The sequence below is a fragment of the Citrobacter telavivensis genome, from assembly GCF_041807075.1.
Taxonomy (GTDB): domain Bacteria; phylum Pseudomonadota; class Gammaproteobacteria; order Enterobacterales; family Enterobacteriaceae; genus Citrobacter_A; species Citrobacter_A telavivensis.
On record NZ_JBGUBF010000001.1, the window covers coordinates 1,775,866 to 1,790,116 of the forward strand.

Genomic DNA, 14,251 nt, shown 5'->3' on the forward strand with positions numbered 1-14,251 from the left:
AGTAAGGTTTGCGATCACTCTCACGCCGGATTCACCCGGCGTTTGACGTGTTGCTTAACGCTCAGCCCTTATTGTCCACTTTGGCGCGGGCTTCGTCACGCAATTCTCGACGTAAAATTTTGCCGACGTTTGATTTCGGCAGTTCATCGCGGAATTCAACCAGTTTCGGGACTTTATAGCCCGTGAGCTGACGGCGGCAGAAGGTGACCAGCGCTTCCTCGGTGAGCGAAGCCTCTTTTTTCACCACAAAAATCTTCACCGCTTCGCCACTGCTGCCGGACGGAACGCCGACGGCAGCCACTTCCAGCACCCCCGGATGCTGCATCACCACATCTTCTATCTCATTCGGATAAACGTTAAAGCCGGAGACCAGAATCATATCTTTCTTACGGTCGACAATGCGCAGGAATCCTTCATCATCCATGACCGCGATATCGCCCGTGTGCAGCCAGCCGTTCTTGATGATCTCATCCGTCGCGTCAGGACGCTGCCAGTAGCCCAGCATCACCTGCGGTCCTTTCACGCACAGTTCACCCGGCTGATCCGGAGAAACTTCGTTGTCGTCGTCATCCACCAGTTTGGCTTCGGTCGACGGCACCGGCAAGCCGATGCTGCCACTGTGATAATCAATATCGTGCGGGTTAACACTGACCAACGGCGCACATTCGGTCAGCCCGTAGCCTTCAAGCAGATACTGTCCGGTCAGCTTAACCCATCGTTCAGCCACCGCCTGTTGTACCGGCATACCGCCGCCCGCAGAAAGATGCAAAGAGGAGAAATCCAGCTGCTGGAACTCTTTATTGTTCAACAAGGCGTTAAACAAGGTATTCACGCCGGTCATGGCGGTAAACGGATACTTCGCCAGCTCTTTTACCAGACCCGGAATATCGCGCGGGTTGGTGATAAGCAGGTTCTGTCCCCCCAGTTCAATAAACAGCAGGCAGTTCATGGTCAGGGCAAAAATGTGGTACAGCGGCAGCGCGGTCACCACCAGCTCTTTACCCGGGTGCAAAAGTGGCCCGTAAGTGGCTTTCACCTGCTCCAGGTTAGCCAGCATGTTGCGGTGCGTCAGCATCGCCCCTTTTGCCACCCCGGTCGTCCCGCCGGTGTACTGCAAAAACGCCAGATCCGCAGAAACCACTTCCGGCTTCACATACTGCATACGGTAACCGGCGTGCAGCGCACTGCGAAAAGAGATCGCATCCGGCAGATGATATTTCGGCACCAGTCGTTTGATGTACTTCACCACGAAGTTCACCAGCGTGCCTTTGGCCGTGGAAAGCTGGTCGCCCATACGGGTCAGAATGACGTGCTTAACGCTGGTTTTATCAACCACTTTTTCCAGGGTATGGGCGAAGTTGGAGACAATCACAATCGCCGCCGCGCCGCTGTCGTTTAGCTGATGCTCCAGTTCGCGCGGGGTATAAAGCGGGTTGACGTTCACCACGATCATCCCGGCGCGCAAAATGCCAAACAGCGCCACCGGATATTGCAGCAGGTTTGGCATCATCAGCGCGACGCGGTCGCCTTTTTTCAGCCCCAGCCCCTGCTGCAGGTAAGCAGAGAAGGCGCGACTACGCTCCTCCAGCTTGCGGAAGGTCATCACCTCCCCCATGTTCATAAACGCCGGCTGATCGGCATAGCGCGCGACAGCATGTTCAAACAGTTCCACCAGGGATTGATAACGGTCAGGATTGATCTCCGCAGGCACATCCGCGGGATAACGGTTTAACCAAACCTTCTTCACTGCATCACCTCTAAAATGAGTGTTCGTCGTCATCTCAACCCCAGATAATAAACAAGTCGTTAACATAATATTAACTCAGCGTACCAGTTTATTAATCACTCAACTGAAAGGTTGCGAAGCGCGTCACTATTTATTTTTGTTATGACGTTAATAAAACAGAAACAGCGGACCAGCCGCTGTTTCTTTTACTGATAATACAACGCGTTACTCTGTGACTATCGTTTGAACCTGTGCTGGGCCCGGGTTATACCATCCCCAACCGCCATAGCCATACGGCCAGCCTCTTCTCCCGCCGTAGAACCATGGGTCGATCGGTTGCGGTGGCATCACCACCTGCTGAGCAAGCCGCCAGCGCTTGTAACCCGACACGTCCATCGTCATGAATTTGTACGGCGTATTACCCACTTTGCCTTCGACGGTACCGGTAATCGGTCCCACAACGGTCACCAGTTGCCCCCGGAAATCGACCGGATCAAGGAACCCATTCACATTGGCGTAAATACGCCCGCGCGAGGGTTCGCCCAGAATGGGGCGCGCACCGCTATCGAGCGGAACGGTCGCAATTTCCAGCCGGGTTTTCCCCTGCTGGTTTTGAATGTCCACCACTTTGCCGCCAAAGCGCGCTTCCTGACCCACGTACAGTTGCGGGGCATTCATCACTCGTACCAGATCGTCTTGTGGCGTGGGGCTGGAGCCCTTAATCGCATCCGGAACCGTGACGCACCCGCTCACCATGAGCGCAATCGCTCCCGCGAGCAGGCCTTTAACAACTTGTTTTTGAACCGCCATACTGCGACTCCTTTTCTCAGCGCATTGACCCGGTTTTTACTGGTCATACTACTGAGATTCATTCTTTTCCGGGAAGTTTCTTCCAGGCTACGTTGTTACGTAAATAAACCGGTTCAGCGTGCTCGACCGCCACGGTTTTTCCGTCGGCGAACATCTGACAGGCGATCGGCAGCATATCTTCCGCCGCTGGCAGCAGGACGTCACCGTCACGCAGCGTCGGTTTGCTCTCTTTACCGAGTTCAGGCCAGGCAGGCCAACCCGTCCCGACGGTCACCCAGTCACCGGAAAGCTGTTGTAAACGTTCGGACACCTGCTCCGGTTTCAACACGGCCTCCGTCTCTTCACCGTGCCAGACGCCATGTTCATCGCGCTGATACTCGGCCCAGTAGACCTCACCCATTCGCGCGTCAATGGCCGCCAGGACACGGGTAGCACCGGTTTTACGCCACGCGCCCTGCGCCATCGTCATCAGCGTGGAGACGCCAATCATCGGCAGGTCTGCACCTAACGCCAGCCCCTGGGCAATGCCAATCCCAATGCGCACACCGGTGAAACTACCCGGTCCACGCCCGTAGGCCAGCGCATTAAGTTCCGTCAGAGAGGTGCCGTTAGCGGCAAGGATATCCTGCACCATTGGCAGGATGCGTTGAGTATGTTCTCGTGGGCAAAGCTCAAAATGAGCAGAGTGAGTACCGTCGTTCCACAGAGCCACAGAGCAGGCTTCTGTGGCGGTATCAATAGCCAGAATTCGCATGAGTCTTCGTGCTTAGATCAATAAAATGACCCGCATCTTACCATACTCCGTAACAGATTACTCGGAGGATGGTATCGCGAGGAATCGCACGGCACGGGCGATATCCCGGGTGCGCGGTGCCGGTGGCAGACTGGCAAGGAACGTGGCGCCGTAAGGTCGCATCACCAGCCGGTTATCACAAATCACCAACACGCCGCGATCGTCAGCATCACGGATCAAACGCCCAACCCCCTGCTTTAGCGTAATCACCGCGTCGGGCAGTTGCACTTCATCAAACGGGTCGCCACCGCGTAAGCGACAATCTTCCATCCTCGCCTTCAGCAGCGGATCGTCCGGCGACGTAAACGGCAGTTTGTCGATGATCACCAGCGACAGCGTATCGCCGCGCACGTCCACCCCTTCCCAGAAGCTACTGGTCGCCACCAGCAGGGCGTTTCCCGCACTGACGAACTGTTGCAGCAGTTGGCCTTTGCTGGTTTCCCCCTGCAGCAGAACCGGAAGCGTCATGGTGGCGCGGAACTGTTCAGCCAGATCGCGCATCATCGCGTGCGAGGTACAGAGCATAAAGCAGCGCCCGTTGTTCGCCTCGATGATCGGTCTTAACATTGCCGCCAGCTGTCGCGCCGCGCCCGGCTGATTGGTTTGCGGCAGATAGCGCGGCACGCAGAGCAGCGCCTGGCGGGTGTAATCAAACGGGCTCGGCAGCAGCATCGATTCCGCCTCGTCGATTCCCAGACGCGCCGTAAAGTGATGGAGGTCGTCATTCACCGACAGCGTTGCGGAGGTGAAAATCCAGCTCCCCGGCTTCTGTGCCATCACCTCTTTGAACTTATCCGCCACCGTCAGCGGGGTCAGCGCGAGGGTGAAATTGCGCGAGGTACATTCATACCAGTAGCTGTAGCCGGGTTGGTTGATCTCTTTCAGCCGCTTAAGACGTGCGCGATACAACGTGGCGCGCTCAAACGCGGCATCGAGCAATGCCGAACGTCCGAGGGACAATTTCGCCACGTCATAACACAACTCCAGCGTGTCATCGAGCAGTAAAAAAGCCCGCTGCACCCGCGGGTCGGCCAGCAGTTCACGCAGGTTGCCGCGATATCCCGGTTCGCCCAGTTGCAAACGAAAATCCTGCGCGCTTTGCGCCAGACGGTCGGCGCATTTCTGTAACTGCTGGGTATCTTTCAGCTCGGTACGATAGGCAATAGTGATGTCCTTCGCCAGATCCATGAGCTGACGGCTGGAGAGCGACTGACCAAAATACTGGCTGGCGATATCCGGTAGCTGATGGGCTTCATCGAAAATCATCACCTCCGCTTCCGGGATCAGTTCACCGAAACCGCTCTCTTTGACCACCATATCGGCCAGAAACAGATGGTGGTTCACCACCACCACGTCCGCGTCCATCGCCTTTTTACGCGCTTTCACCACAAAGCAATCTTTATACAGCGGGCAGTCGCTGCCGAGACAGTTGTCGTTGGTACTGGTGACCAGCGGCCAGGCCTGAGAATCCTCGGCTACGCTGACGCAGGTGCTGATGTCGCCATCTACGGTCTGATTCGACCACGACCGCAGCAGGATCACATCGCTTAAGGTCTGAACGGGGAGATCGCCGCCCGCCAGCGCCTGTTGTTCGAGGCGCTCCAGGCATAAATAGTTTGAACGTCCTTTCAACAGGGCCAGTCTTCCGGTGTACTTCAGCGCGTTAGCCACCGTCGGCAGATCGCGACTGTAAAGCTGATCCTGCAGCGCCTTCGAACCGGTCGAGATAATCACTTTCTTTTTTGCGCGCAGCGCCGGTGCCAGATAGGCGTAGGTTTTCCCCGTCCCCGTTCCGGCTTCGACCACCAGAGGCTGTGATTTTTGAATGGCCTGAGCGACGGCCACCGCCATCTGCCGCTGCGGTTCGCGCGGTTTAAATCCCGGTATCGCTTTAGCCAGTTGACCGTCTGGTGCAAAATCGTCCGTCACACTACCCCCTGTTGATTTGAACAGGGATTATGTCAGGCCGCAGCGGCTTACGCCAGTTGAAGAGATGACGAGGCCCTGACAATATGGCAGTCTTGCCATTTTATGCAGAACGTTAAGAGGAAGGCTTTATGACTATCATCCGTATCGATGCCGAAGATCGTTGGTCTGACGTGGTTATCCATAACAATACGCTCTACTACACTGGCGTACCGGCAAACCTCGATGCCGACGCCTTTGAGCAGACCGCTAACACGCTGGCGCAGATTGACGCCGCGCTGGAACAGCAAGGCAGCAGCAAATCACGCATTCTGGATGCCACCATTTTCCTCGCCGATAAAAACGACTTTGCGGCGATGAACAAAGCCTGGGACGCCTGGGTTGTGGCCGGTCATGCGCCGGTACGCTGCACGGTTCAGGCTGGGTTAATGAACCCAAAATACAAGGTTGAGATTAAGATAATCGCCGCGGTGTAAGCCGGGGTTACTCATCTTCTTCATCTTCAAAACGCGCCACAATCCGCTCACCGGTATGAGTGGCGCGCAGTTCTTCTGCCACTAACATAATCGCCTCGCCGCTGCTCATTCCCTGCGACATGAGCTCCTGAATACGCTCAACCGCTTTCTGTTGCTGCTCATGACTGAGTGAAGGTAAACCTGCAAACATCGTTAACTCCTGCTAAATTGTCAGCGCTAATTATTTCATGCAACCCGGAACATAGCCAGTACAGTCAGGATCAATGAAGACGTTATCTCCCGCTATTATCACGCTCCCCTGGCGCCAGGACGCCGCCGAACATTATTTCGCGCCAATAAGCCATCTGCCGTGGGCGATGCTGCTGCATTCCGGTCACGCGGATCACCCGCATAGCCGCTTTGACATCGTGGTGGCCGATCCGGTTTGCACCGTGAAGACGCACGGCGAGACCACACAGGTTTGCGATGCGCAAGGCTGTCGTCTTACTCACGACGACCCGCTGGCGGTATTGCAAAGCGCGCTGACTGCGCTGAACCTCCAGCCGCCGGTCAACGCCGATTTACCGTTCCAGGGCGGCGCGCTGGGGTTATTCGGCTACGATCTGGGACGCCGCTTCGAAATCCTGCCCAGCCATGCCCGGCAGGATATCACGCTGGCAGACATGGCGATCGGCCTCTACGACTGGGCACTCATTGTCGACCACCAGCGCCAGACCGTGACCCTGCTCAGTCATTCGGACGTCCAGAAAAAACTCGCCTGGCTCGAAAGCCAGCAATCCCCTGTACGTGCGCCGTTCAGGTTAACCGCAGACTGGCGCTCGAATATGACGCGTGAACAGTATGGCGAGAAATTCCGCCAGGTACAGGCGTATCTGCACAGCGGCGACTGCTATCAGGTCAATTTGGCACAGCGTTTTCAGGCGTCTTATCAAGGTGATGAGTGGCTGGCCTTTGAGCGATTGAACCAGGAGAACCGCGCCCCGTTCAGCGCATTTTTACGCCTGGATGAAGGCGCTATTCTGAGCCTGTCGCCAGAACGGTTTATTCTTCTGGCCGACGGCAACATTCAGACTCGCCCGATTAAAGGCACCCTGCCGCGACTCCCACAGGAAGAGGCAGACCGGGAGCAGGCGCAGAAACTGGCGAACTCACCGAAGGATCGGGCGGAAAACTTAATGATTGTCGATCTGATGCGTAACGACATTGGCCGCGTGGCAGTGCCCGGTTCAGTGAAAGTACCGGAGTTGTTCGTCGTCGAACCCTTCCCGGCGGTGCATCATCTGGTCAGTACCGTGACCGCGCGGTTACCGCCCACACGGCATGCCAGCGACCTGCTCCGCGCCGCGTTTCCGGGCGGTTCGATTACCGGGGCGCCAAAGGTGCGCGCAATGGAAATTATTGATGAACTGGAGCCCCATCGGCGCAACGCCTGGTGCGGCAGCATCGGTTATCTGAGCGTCTGCGGCAATATGGATACCAGCATTACCATCCGCACCCTGACCGCCGTGGCCGGTCAACTGTACTGTTCCGCCGGTGGCGGCATCGTGGCTGATAGCGAGGAACAGGCGGAATATCAGGAAACCTTTGATAAAGTTAATCGTATCCTGCAACAACTGGAGAACTAAAACGTGGATAACAAGAGCCTGACGTTGGATGATTTTTTATCGCGCTTCCAACTTTTGCGCCCGCAGATTAATCGCGAGTCGCTGAACCTGCGACAGGCCGCCGTGCTCATTCCCGTGGTTCGCCGGCCACAGCCGGGACTGCTGTTGACCCAGCGTTCAGTGCATTTACGCAAACATGCCGGTCAGGTGGCCTTCCCCGGCGGCGCGGTTGACAGCACCGATGCCTCGCTCATCGCCGCCGCGCTGCGTGAAGCAGAAGAAGAAGTGGCGATCCCGCCAGAAGCCGTTGACGTGATCGGCGTACTGCCGCCTGTTGACAGCGTGACCGGGTTCCAGGTCACGCCGGTGGTTGGCATTATCCCGCCCAATCTGCCTTACCGTGCCAGCGAAGATGAGGTTTCTGCGGTCTTTGAAATGCCGCTGGCGCAGGCGCTGCATTTAGGCCGCTATCATCCGCTGGATGTCTGGCGTCGCGGTGATTCACATCGCGTGTGGCTTTCATGGTATGAGCATTATTTCGTCTGGGGCATGACCGCCGGAATTATTCGTGAACTGGCACTACAAATTGGCGTGAAGCCCTGACTATACTTATCTTTACGCGCTGACGACACAACCTGAAGCTCCCGTCACAACATTAGTAAAAACGCGGTTACCCATTAGTTTAATTCATGTGAATAGTTAAGCCGATCCCCGCGTTCCCTCTTACACTATGCGCAGTTATTACATCGTTTCTGGAAGTTTCCAGTCACCCTGTCAGGAGTATTATCGTGATTAGTCTATTCGACATGTTTAAGGTGGGGATTGGTCCCTCATCTTCCCATACTGTAGGGCCTATGAAGGCGGGTAAACAGTTCGTCGATGACCTGGTCGAAAAAGGATTACTGGATAGCGTTACTCGTGTCGCCGTTGACGTGTATGGTTCACTGTCGCTCACGGGTAAAGGTCACCACACCGATATCGCCATTATTATGGGTCTGGCAGGTAATGAGCCCGCCACCGTGGATATTGATAGTATCCCTGGTTTCATCCACGACGTTGAGACGCGCGGTCGCCTGCTGCTGGCACACGGTCAGCACGAAGTAGATTTCCCACAAAACGACGGCATGCGTTTTCATAACAGCAACCTGTCGCTGCACGAAAACGGCATGCAGATCCATGCGTATAACGGCGATGCCGTCGTTTACAGCAAAACCTACTATTCCATCGGCGGCGGTTTTATCGTCGATGAAGAGCATTTCGGTCAGGATGCAGCGAATGAGGTGAGTGTCCCTTATCCGTTCAAATCCGCAACCGAGCTGCTGGAGTACTGTAACAGCACCGGCCTCTCTCTTTCCGGACTGGCGATGCAGAACGAGCTGGCATTACACGACAAGAAAGAGATCGAAGAGTACTTCGGTCACGTCTGGCAGACCATGCAGGCCTGTATCGATCGCGGCATGAATACCGAAGGCGTTTTACCGGGCCCGCTGCGCGTCCCGCGTCGTGCCTCTGCGCTGCGTCGGATGCTGGTTTCCAGCGATAAGCTCTCTAACGACCCGATGAATGTGATCGACTGGGTGAACATGTTCGCCCTCGCCGTCAACGAAGAGAACGCGGCGGGCGGTCGTGTGGTCACCGCGCCGACCAACGGTGCATGCGGTATCGTGCCAGCCGTGCTGGCCTACTACGATCACTTTATTGAATCCGTCAGCCCGGATATCTATACCCGCTACTTCCTGGCGGCGGGCGCTATTGGCGCGTTGTATAAAATGAATGCCTCGATTTCGGGTGCAGAAGTCGGCTGCCAGGGCGAAGTCGGTGTGGCCTGTTCAATGGCAGCGGCCGGTCTGGCAGAACTGCTGGGGGCAAGCCCGGAGCAGGTGTGCGTCGCCGCTGAAATTGGCATGGAACATAACCTGGGACTGACCTGCGATCCGGTTGCGGGTCAGGTACAGGTGCCGTGCATTGAACGTAATGCGATTGCCTCTGTTAAAGCGATCAACGCCGCGCGGATGGCGATGCGTCGTACCAGCGCGCCGCGCGTCTCACTGGATAAAGTCATCGAAACGATGTACGAAACCGGTAAGGACATGAATGCCAAATACCGCGAAACCTCGCGCGGTGGTCTGGCGATCAAAGTTCAGTGTGACTAAACCAGTCACCCTGCGCCACTAATACTTCACGCTCGCCCATCTGCAACGGATGGGCGAAATTTGCCCCCTTTCTCGTCTGTTCGCCATTTCCCCACTACACTTGCTCTGTTACGGTTGGCTTTTGTGGCTGACGGTTATCAGGTGGCCGCATGCAGACAGCACAACGGATCATAAATAAATATCGTCGCAATCGTTTTATTCTCTGCACTCTTTGTGCGCTTGTTACGCTCATCCTGACCCTGAGCGTCCGATTTATTTCACAGCGGAATTTAAATCACCACCACACGGCGACCTTTGCCTCCCGGGCGGTCGCCACGCTCGATGAAGTGCTGCGTCCGTTGCAAAATGGCCGCGATATTCTGTTGCCGCTGATTGGTCTTCCCTGTTCCGTTACGCATCTTCCACTGCGCAAACAGGCCGCCAGACTGCAAACGGTACGCGCAATCGCCCTGGTCCAGCGCGGTATACTCTACTGCTCCAGCGTCTTTGGCTATCGCAATATCCCGGTTCACCAACTCCAACCTGAACTACCCACCGCAAATGCGCAGCTGCTGCTGTCCACCGACCCGCTGCTCATTAAAGGCAGCCCGATTCTCATCCAGTGGTACCCGGCTTCTCCCGACGGTAAGGACGGTGTACTGGAAATTGTCAATATCGACCTGCTTACCACCTTGCTACTGGAACCGCGTAAACCGCTGATTACCGGAGCCAGCCTGACGGTCGGCAACCGGCATTTGATTTACGGGAACGGCGTGGTGGAGACTCTGCCCACGCTCAAAGATGAACAGCGTTATCAACTCGCCTCGCAACATTATCCTTTTACCATTAGCGTGACCGGGCCTGCCGCAGAAGCACTGGCGCTCAAAGCCCTGCCCGCGCAACTGCCTCTGGCATTGATGCTCAGTCTGCTGGTGGGGTATCTAGCGTGGCTGGCCACTGCCAACCGGATGAGCTTTTCCTGGGAGATTAATCTCGCGCTGGCACAACGCGAATTTGAGCTTTTTTGCCAGCCGTTACTGAACGCGCGGACTAAACAGTGCGTGGGGGTGGAGATCCTGCTGCGCTGGAATAATCCTCGTCAGGGGTGGATTTCGCCTGACGTGTTTATTCCTATTGCCGAAGAACATCACCAGATAGCACCGCTAACGCGCTATGTGATAGCAGAAACCATTCGACAACGTCATTATTTTCCCATGAGCAGTCAGTTTCATATTGGCATTAATGTCGCTGCCAGCCATTTCCAACAGGGTGAATTACTGAAGGATCTCGAACAGTACTGGTTCAGTCAGCACCCCATTCAGCAACTGGTGATTGAACTCACCGAGCGGGATGCGCTGCGGGACGTTGATTATCGGATCGTTCGCGAGTTGCAACAGCAAAACATCAAGCTGGCGCTCGATGACTTTGGTACCGGCAACAGTTCGCTGTCATGGCTGGAAAAGTTGCGTCCTGACATTCTGAAAATTGATAAGTCCTTTACCAACGCCATTGGCACTGATGCCGTTAACTCGACGGTTACCGATATCATTATCGCCCTCGGGCAGCGTCTGCATATCGAACTGGTCGCGGAAGGGGTTGAAACACAGGAGCAGGCGCAGCATTTGCGCCGTCACGGTGTGGATTTGCTGCAGGGATTTTTATTTGCAAAGCCAATGCCGCTGCGCGACTTTCCGCAGTGGCTGGCGGGCAGTCACCCGCCGCCACCCAGGCATAACGGACGCATGACGCCCGCTGTACCTCTACGTTAGAGAAGATTACTCCTCTTCTTCATGCGCAGGTTGCTCTTTAACAATTCGCACCAGATCCACGCGGTAATCATTGGCGTCGATAATGGTAATGCTCAGCGGAGGAACCTCAACCACATCACCCGTACGGGGAATGTGACCATTAACGGCAATCACCAGTCCCGCAACCGTCGCGATGTCTTCATCTTCATCGACCAGATTATCCACTGCCAGCGCCTGTTGCAGAGCATGCAGATCGGTACCGCCTTTGACTAACCAGCCATCGCCGTCAACGGTAATTTCTGGTGTTTCATCAGCATCCGGGAACTCACCGGCAATGGCTTCGAGGACATCCAGCGGCGTAACCAGCCCCTGTACCACGCCAAACTCGTTGGTGACGATAACAAAGCTACCGCGTGCACGACGCAGAACGCCCAGCAGGTTGATAGGATCCAGCGTTTCCGGCACCACAATAGCCGGTGAAGCAGATGCGATAGCCGCTACGTCGACACCCTCTTCCAGTGCCACCAGCAGCTCTTTCGCCCGTACGATACCGATTATCTCATCCAGTTCACCACGACACACCGGGAACAGGCTGTGCGGAGAAGAGAGCAACTGTTCGCGGATCTCATCAACACTCAGACTGGCATCCACCCAGCTAATTTCACCTCGCGGCGTCATGATGCCGCGCAGCGAGCGCTGTGCCAGCGTCAGAACGCCGTTAATCATATAGCGTTCTTCTTCCGCAAATGCCCCTTCCGGGATCGGAACGGCAGCCTGGCTTTCGGATTCATGCGATACCGCAGCCTGACGCTTTCCGCCCATCAGACGCAGGATCGCGTCAGCCGTACGCGCACGCAGCGGCAATGTTGACTGATGACGAATAAAGTTGCGACGCGCAATCTGGTTAAACACTTCTATAATGATTGAGAAGCCAATCGCGGCGTACAGATAGCCCTTCGGAATATGGAAACCAAAACCTTCAGCGACCAGGCTCAGACCAATCATCAGCAGGAAGCTCAGGCAGAGCACTACCACCGTCGGATGTTGGTTGACGAAACGCGTCAGCGGCTTGGATGCCAACAGCATCACCGCCATCGCAATCACCACCGCTGCCATCATCACGGGCAGATGGTTCACCATGCCGACGGCGGTAATGACGGCATCCAGCGAGAACACGGCATCCAGAATAACGATCTGCGTCACAACGACCCAGAAGCTGGCATACCCTTTGCCATGCCCGGAGTCATGTTCACGGTTTTCCAGCCGTTCATGAAGTTCCGTCGTGGCTTTGAACAACAGGAAGATCCCCCCCAGCAGCATAATCAGATCGCGACCGGAGAAGGTGAAATCCATGACGGAGAATAGCGGTTGGGTCAGCGTGACCATCCACGAAATAATGGATAGCAAGGCCAGACGCATCACGAGCGCCAGGGATAAACCAATCAGGCGCGCTTTGTCACGCTGCTTTGGCGGCAGCTTATCCGCAAGAATCGCAATGAAGACCAGGTTATCGATACCCAGGACAATTTCCAGGACGACAAGCGTGAGCAAACCCGCCCAAATCGAGGGGTCCATTAAGAATTCCATGACAAGCTCCTGCTTAAGGAATGGTTAACAGGCGATAAAACACGGTGCAGACAAAACGTGTGGCAAGAAATGCCAGACTGGCAGGCGCGATGCGGCCTGAAGGTGAAATGACGTCGGTGACGATCCATACAGCGGGCTAGTGCCCTATACTCCTGGTAAGTTAAACAGAACGTAAACATAACAGAGGCAACGTGTTTTTGGCAAAGATTTACCTTCCTTTGCAAAGAGTTGTAACAGAGATATTTTACTCTACGAAATTTCTCATTGGCGAAAGCTAAATTACGGATCTTCATCACATAAAATATTTTTTTCGATATCTAAAATAATTCGCGGACATCATATGTTTTTCATTGTAACCCTTATCTGAATCGATTCTGTTGCGGACGGCGATTCAAATACATCTCTCACGTTGATGTGTTAACGATAATAAAGGAGGTAGCAAGTGACCATTGCTATTGTTATAGGCACACATGGTTGGGCTGCAGAGCAGTTACTCAAGACAGCAGAAATGCTGTTAGGCGAGCAGGAAAACGTCGGCTGGATCGATTTCGTGCCCGGCGAAAATGCTGAAACGCTGATTGAAAAGTACAACGCTCAGTTGGCAAAACTCGATACCAGTAACGGCGCGCTGTTTCTCGTCGATACATGGGGAGGCAGTCCATTCAACGCTGCCAGCCGCATTGTCGTCGACAAAGAGCAGTATGAAGTCATTGCCGGGGTGAACATCCCTATGCTGGTCGAAACGCTGATGGCGCGTGACGACAACCCGAGCTTCGACGAGTTGGTGGCGTTGGCTGTTGAAACCGGTCGCGAAGGCGTGAAAGCGCTGAAAGCGAAACCGGTGGAAAAAGCCGCCCCTGCCCCTGTCGCAGCAGCCCCCAAAGCCGCGGCCCCGGTAAAACCGATGGGACCGAACGATTATATGCAAATCGGTCTTGCCCGTATTGATGACCGTTTAATCCACGGTCAGGTGGCTACCCGCTGGACCAAAGAAACCAACGTTACCCGTATTATCGTTGTCAGCGATGAAGTGGCTGCAGACACCGTGCGTAAAACGCTGTTGACGCAGGTGGCGCCTCCAGGTGTGACTGCTCACGTGGTAGATGTTGCCAAGATGATTCGCGTTTATAACAACCCGAAATATGCTGGCGAACGTGTGATGCTGCTGTTCACCAACCCGACCGATGTTGAGCGCATTGTCGAAGGCGGCGTGAAAATCACCTCCGTTAATATTGGCGGTATGGCTTTCCGTCAGGGTAAAACGCAGGTCAACAACGCCATCTCTGTCGATGAAAAAGACATCGAAGCCTTTAACAAACTCAATGCCCGCGGTATTGAGCTTGAGGCGCGTAAAGTGTCGACCGATCAGAAACTGAAAATGATGGATTTGATTGCCAAAGTGGGCAAGTAACCCCCTGGCATTGAATGAGCTTTCACACTTAAGGCTGT

Annotated in this window: 13 protein-coding genes; 6 read left to right on the forward strand and 7 right to left on the reverse strand. The window is 55.1% G+C overall.

Going from position 1 to position 14,251, the window contains the following annotated elements; all coding sequences use genetic code 11:
• Window positions 1-61 precede the first annotated feature (61 nt).
• The 4 genes from fadD to yoaA form a co-directional block, all read right to left on the reverse strand.
• Window positions 62-1,747: a long-chain-fatty-acid--CoA ligase FadD gene (gene fadD / locus ACERJC_RS08430; RefSeq protein WP_152404188.1), complete on the reverse strand. Its 1,686-nt coding sequence runs from the start codon at window positions 1,745-1,747 to the stop codon at window positions 62-64.
• A 204-nt stretch (window positions 1,748-1,951) separates the two neighbouring features.
• Window positions 1,952-2,536: a Slp family lipoprotein gene (locus ACERJC_RS08435; RefSeq protein WP_373671454.1), complete on the reverse strand. Its 585-nt coding sequence runs from the start codon at window positions 2,534-2,536 to the stop codon at window positions 1,952-1,954.
• Window positions 2,537-2,594: 58 nt separating this feature from the next.
• Window positions 2,595-3,290: a tRNA (adenosine(37)-N6)-threonylcarbamoyltransferase complex dimerization subunit type 1 TsaB gene (gene tsaB, locus ACERJC_RS08440; RefSeq protein ID WP_286633458.1), complete on the reverse strand. Its 696-nt coding sequence runs from the start codon at window positions 3,288-3,290 to the stop codon at window positions 2,595-2,597.
• Window positions 3,291-3,347: 57 nt separating this feature from the next.
• Window positions 3,348-5,258 carry a DNA repair helicase YoaA gene (gene yoaA, locus ACERJC_RS08445; protein WP_371894966.1) on the reverse strand — a complete coding sequence of 637 codons (1,911 nt, stop codon included), beginning with the start codon at window positions 5,256-5,258 and terminating at the stop codon, window positions 3,348-3,350.
• 128 nt (window positions 5,259-5,386) lie between these two features.
• Between yoaA and ACERJC_RS08450 the strand changes: the two genes are divergently transcribed.
• Window positions 5,387-5,731, forward strand: a complete 345-nt coding sequence (locus tag ACERJC_RS08450) for a RidA family protein (RefSeq protein WP_042318496.1) — start codon at window positions 5,387-5,389, stop codon at window positions 5,729-5,731.
• Window positions 5,732-5,738: 7 nt separating this feature from the next.
• Here ACERJC_RS08450 and ACERJC_RS08455 read toward each other — a convergent pair whose 3' ends face one another.
• Window positions 5,739-5,921, reverse strand: coding sequence for a YoaH family protein (locus ACERJC_RS08455; RefSeq protein WP_286633459.1), 183 nt, complete (start codon window positions 5,919-5,921; stop codon window positions 5,739-5,741).
• Between the two features lie 73 nt (window positions 5,922-5,994).
• Here ACERJC_RS08455 and pabB point away from each other — a divergent pair, with 73 nt between their 5' ends.
• From pabB to pdeD, 4 genes are all read left to right on the forward strand, one after another.
• Window positions 5,995-7,356, forward strand: a complete 1,362-nt coding sequence (pabB, locus tag ACERJC_RS08460; RefSeq protein WP_373671455.1) for an aminodeoxychorismate synthase component 1 — start codon at window positions 5,995-5,997, stop codon at window positions 7,354-7,356.
• A 3-nt stretch (window positions 7,357-7,359) separates the two neighbouring features.
• The gene (locus ACERJC_RS08465) at window positions 7,360-7,938 is read left to right on the forward strand and encodes a CoA pyrophosphatase (protein ID WP_152404175.1); all 579 of its coding nucleotides are present in this window, start codon (window positions 7,360-7,362) and stop codon (window positions 7,936-7,938) included.
• Window positions 7,939-8,123: 185 nt separating this feature from the next.
• The gene (gene sdaA / locus ACERJC_RS08470) at window positions 8,124-9,488 is read left to right on the forward strand and encodes an L-serine ammonia-lyase (protein WP_152404173.1); all 1,365 of its coding nucleotides are present in this window, start codon (window positions 8,124-8,126) and stop codon (window positions 9,486-9,488) included.
• A gap of 149 nt (window positions 9,489-9,637) precedes the next feature.
• On the forward strand, window positions 9,638-11,236 hold the full coding sequence (gene pdeD, locus ACERJC_RS08475) for a cyclic di-3',5'-guanosine monophosphate phosphodiesterase PdeD (protein ID WP_286633461.1): 1,599 nt from the start codon (window positions 9,638-9,640) through the stop codon (window positions 11,234-11,236).
• A gap of 6 nt (window positions 11,237-11,242) precedes the next feature.
• Here the strand turns inward: pdeD and yoaE are convergent, their stop codons facing one another.
• Together yoaE and ACERJC_RS08485 are read right to left on the reverse strand one after the other, a co-directional pair.
• Entirely contained in the window at window positions 11,243-12,802 is a 1,560-nt protein-coding gene (yoaE, locus tag ACERJC_RS08480) for a CNNM family cation transport protein YoaE (protein ID WP_152404170.1), read from the reverse strand.
• Window positions 12,790-13,095: a protein YoaL gene (locus tag ACERJC_RS08485; protein ID WP_373671692.1), complete on the reverse strand. Its 306-nt coding sequence runs from the start codon at window positions 13,093-13,095 to the stop codon at window positions 12,790-12,792. Before ACERJC_RS08485 ends, yoaE begins: the two co-directional genes overlap by 13 nt.
• A 149-nt stretch (window positions 13,096-13,244) precedes the next feature.
• Between ACERJC_RS08485 and manX the strand changes: the two genes are divergently transcribed.
• A complete protein-coding gene (gene manX / locus ACERJC_RS08490) occupies window positions 13,245-14,213 on the forward strand; it encodes a PTS mannose transporter subunit IIAB (RefSeq protein ID WP_373671456.1) in 969 nt (322 codons plus the stop codon).
• The last annotated feature ends 38 nt before the right edge of the window (window positions 14,214-14,251 follow it).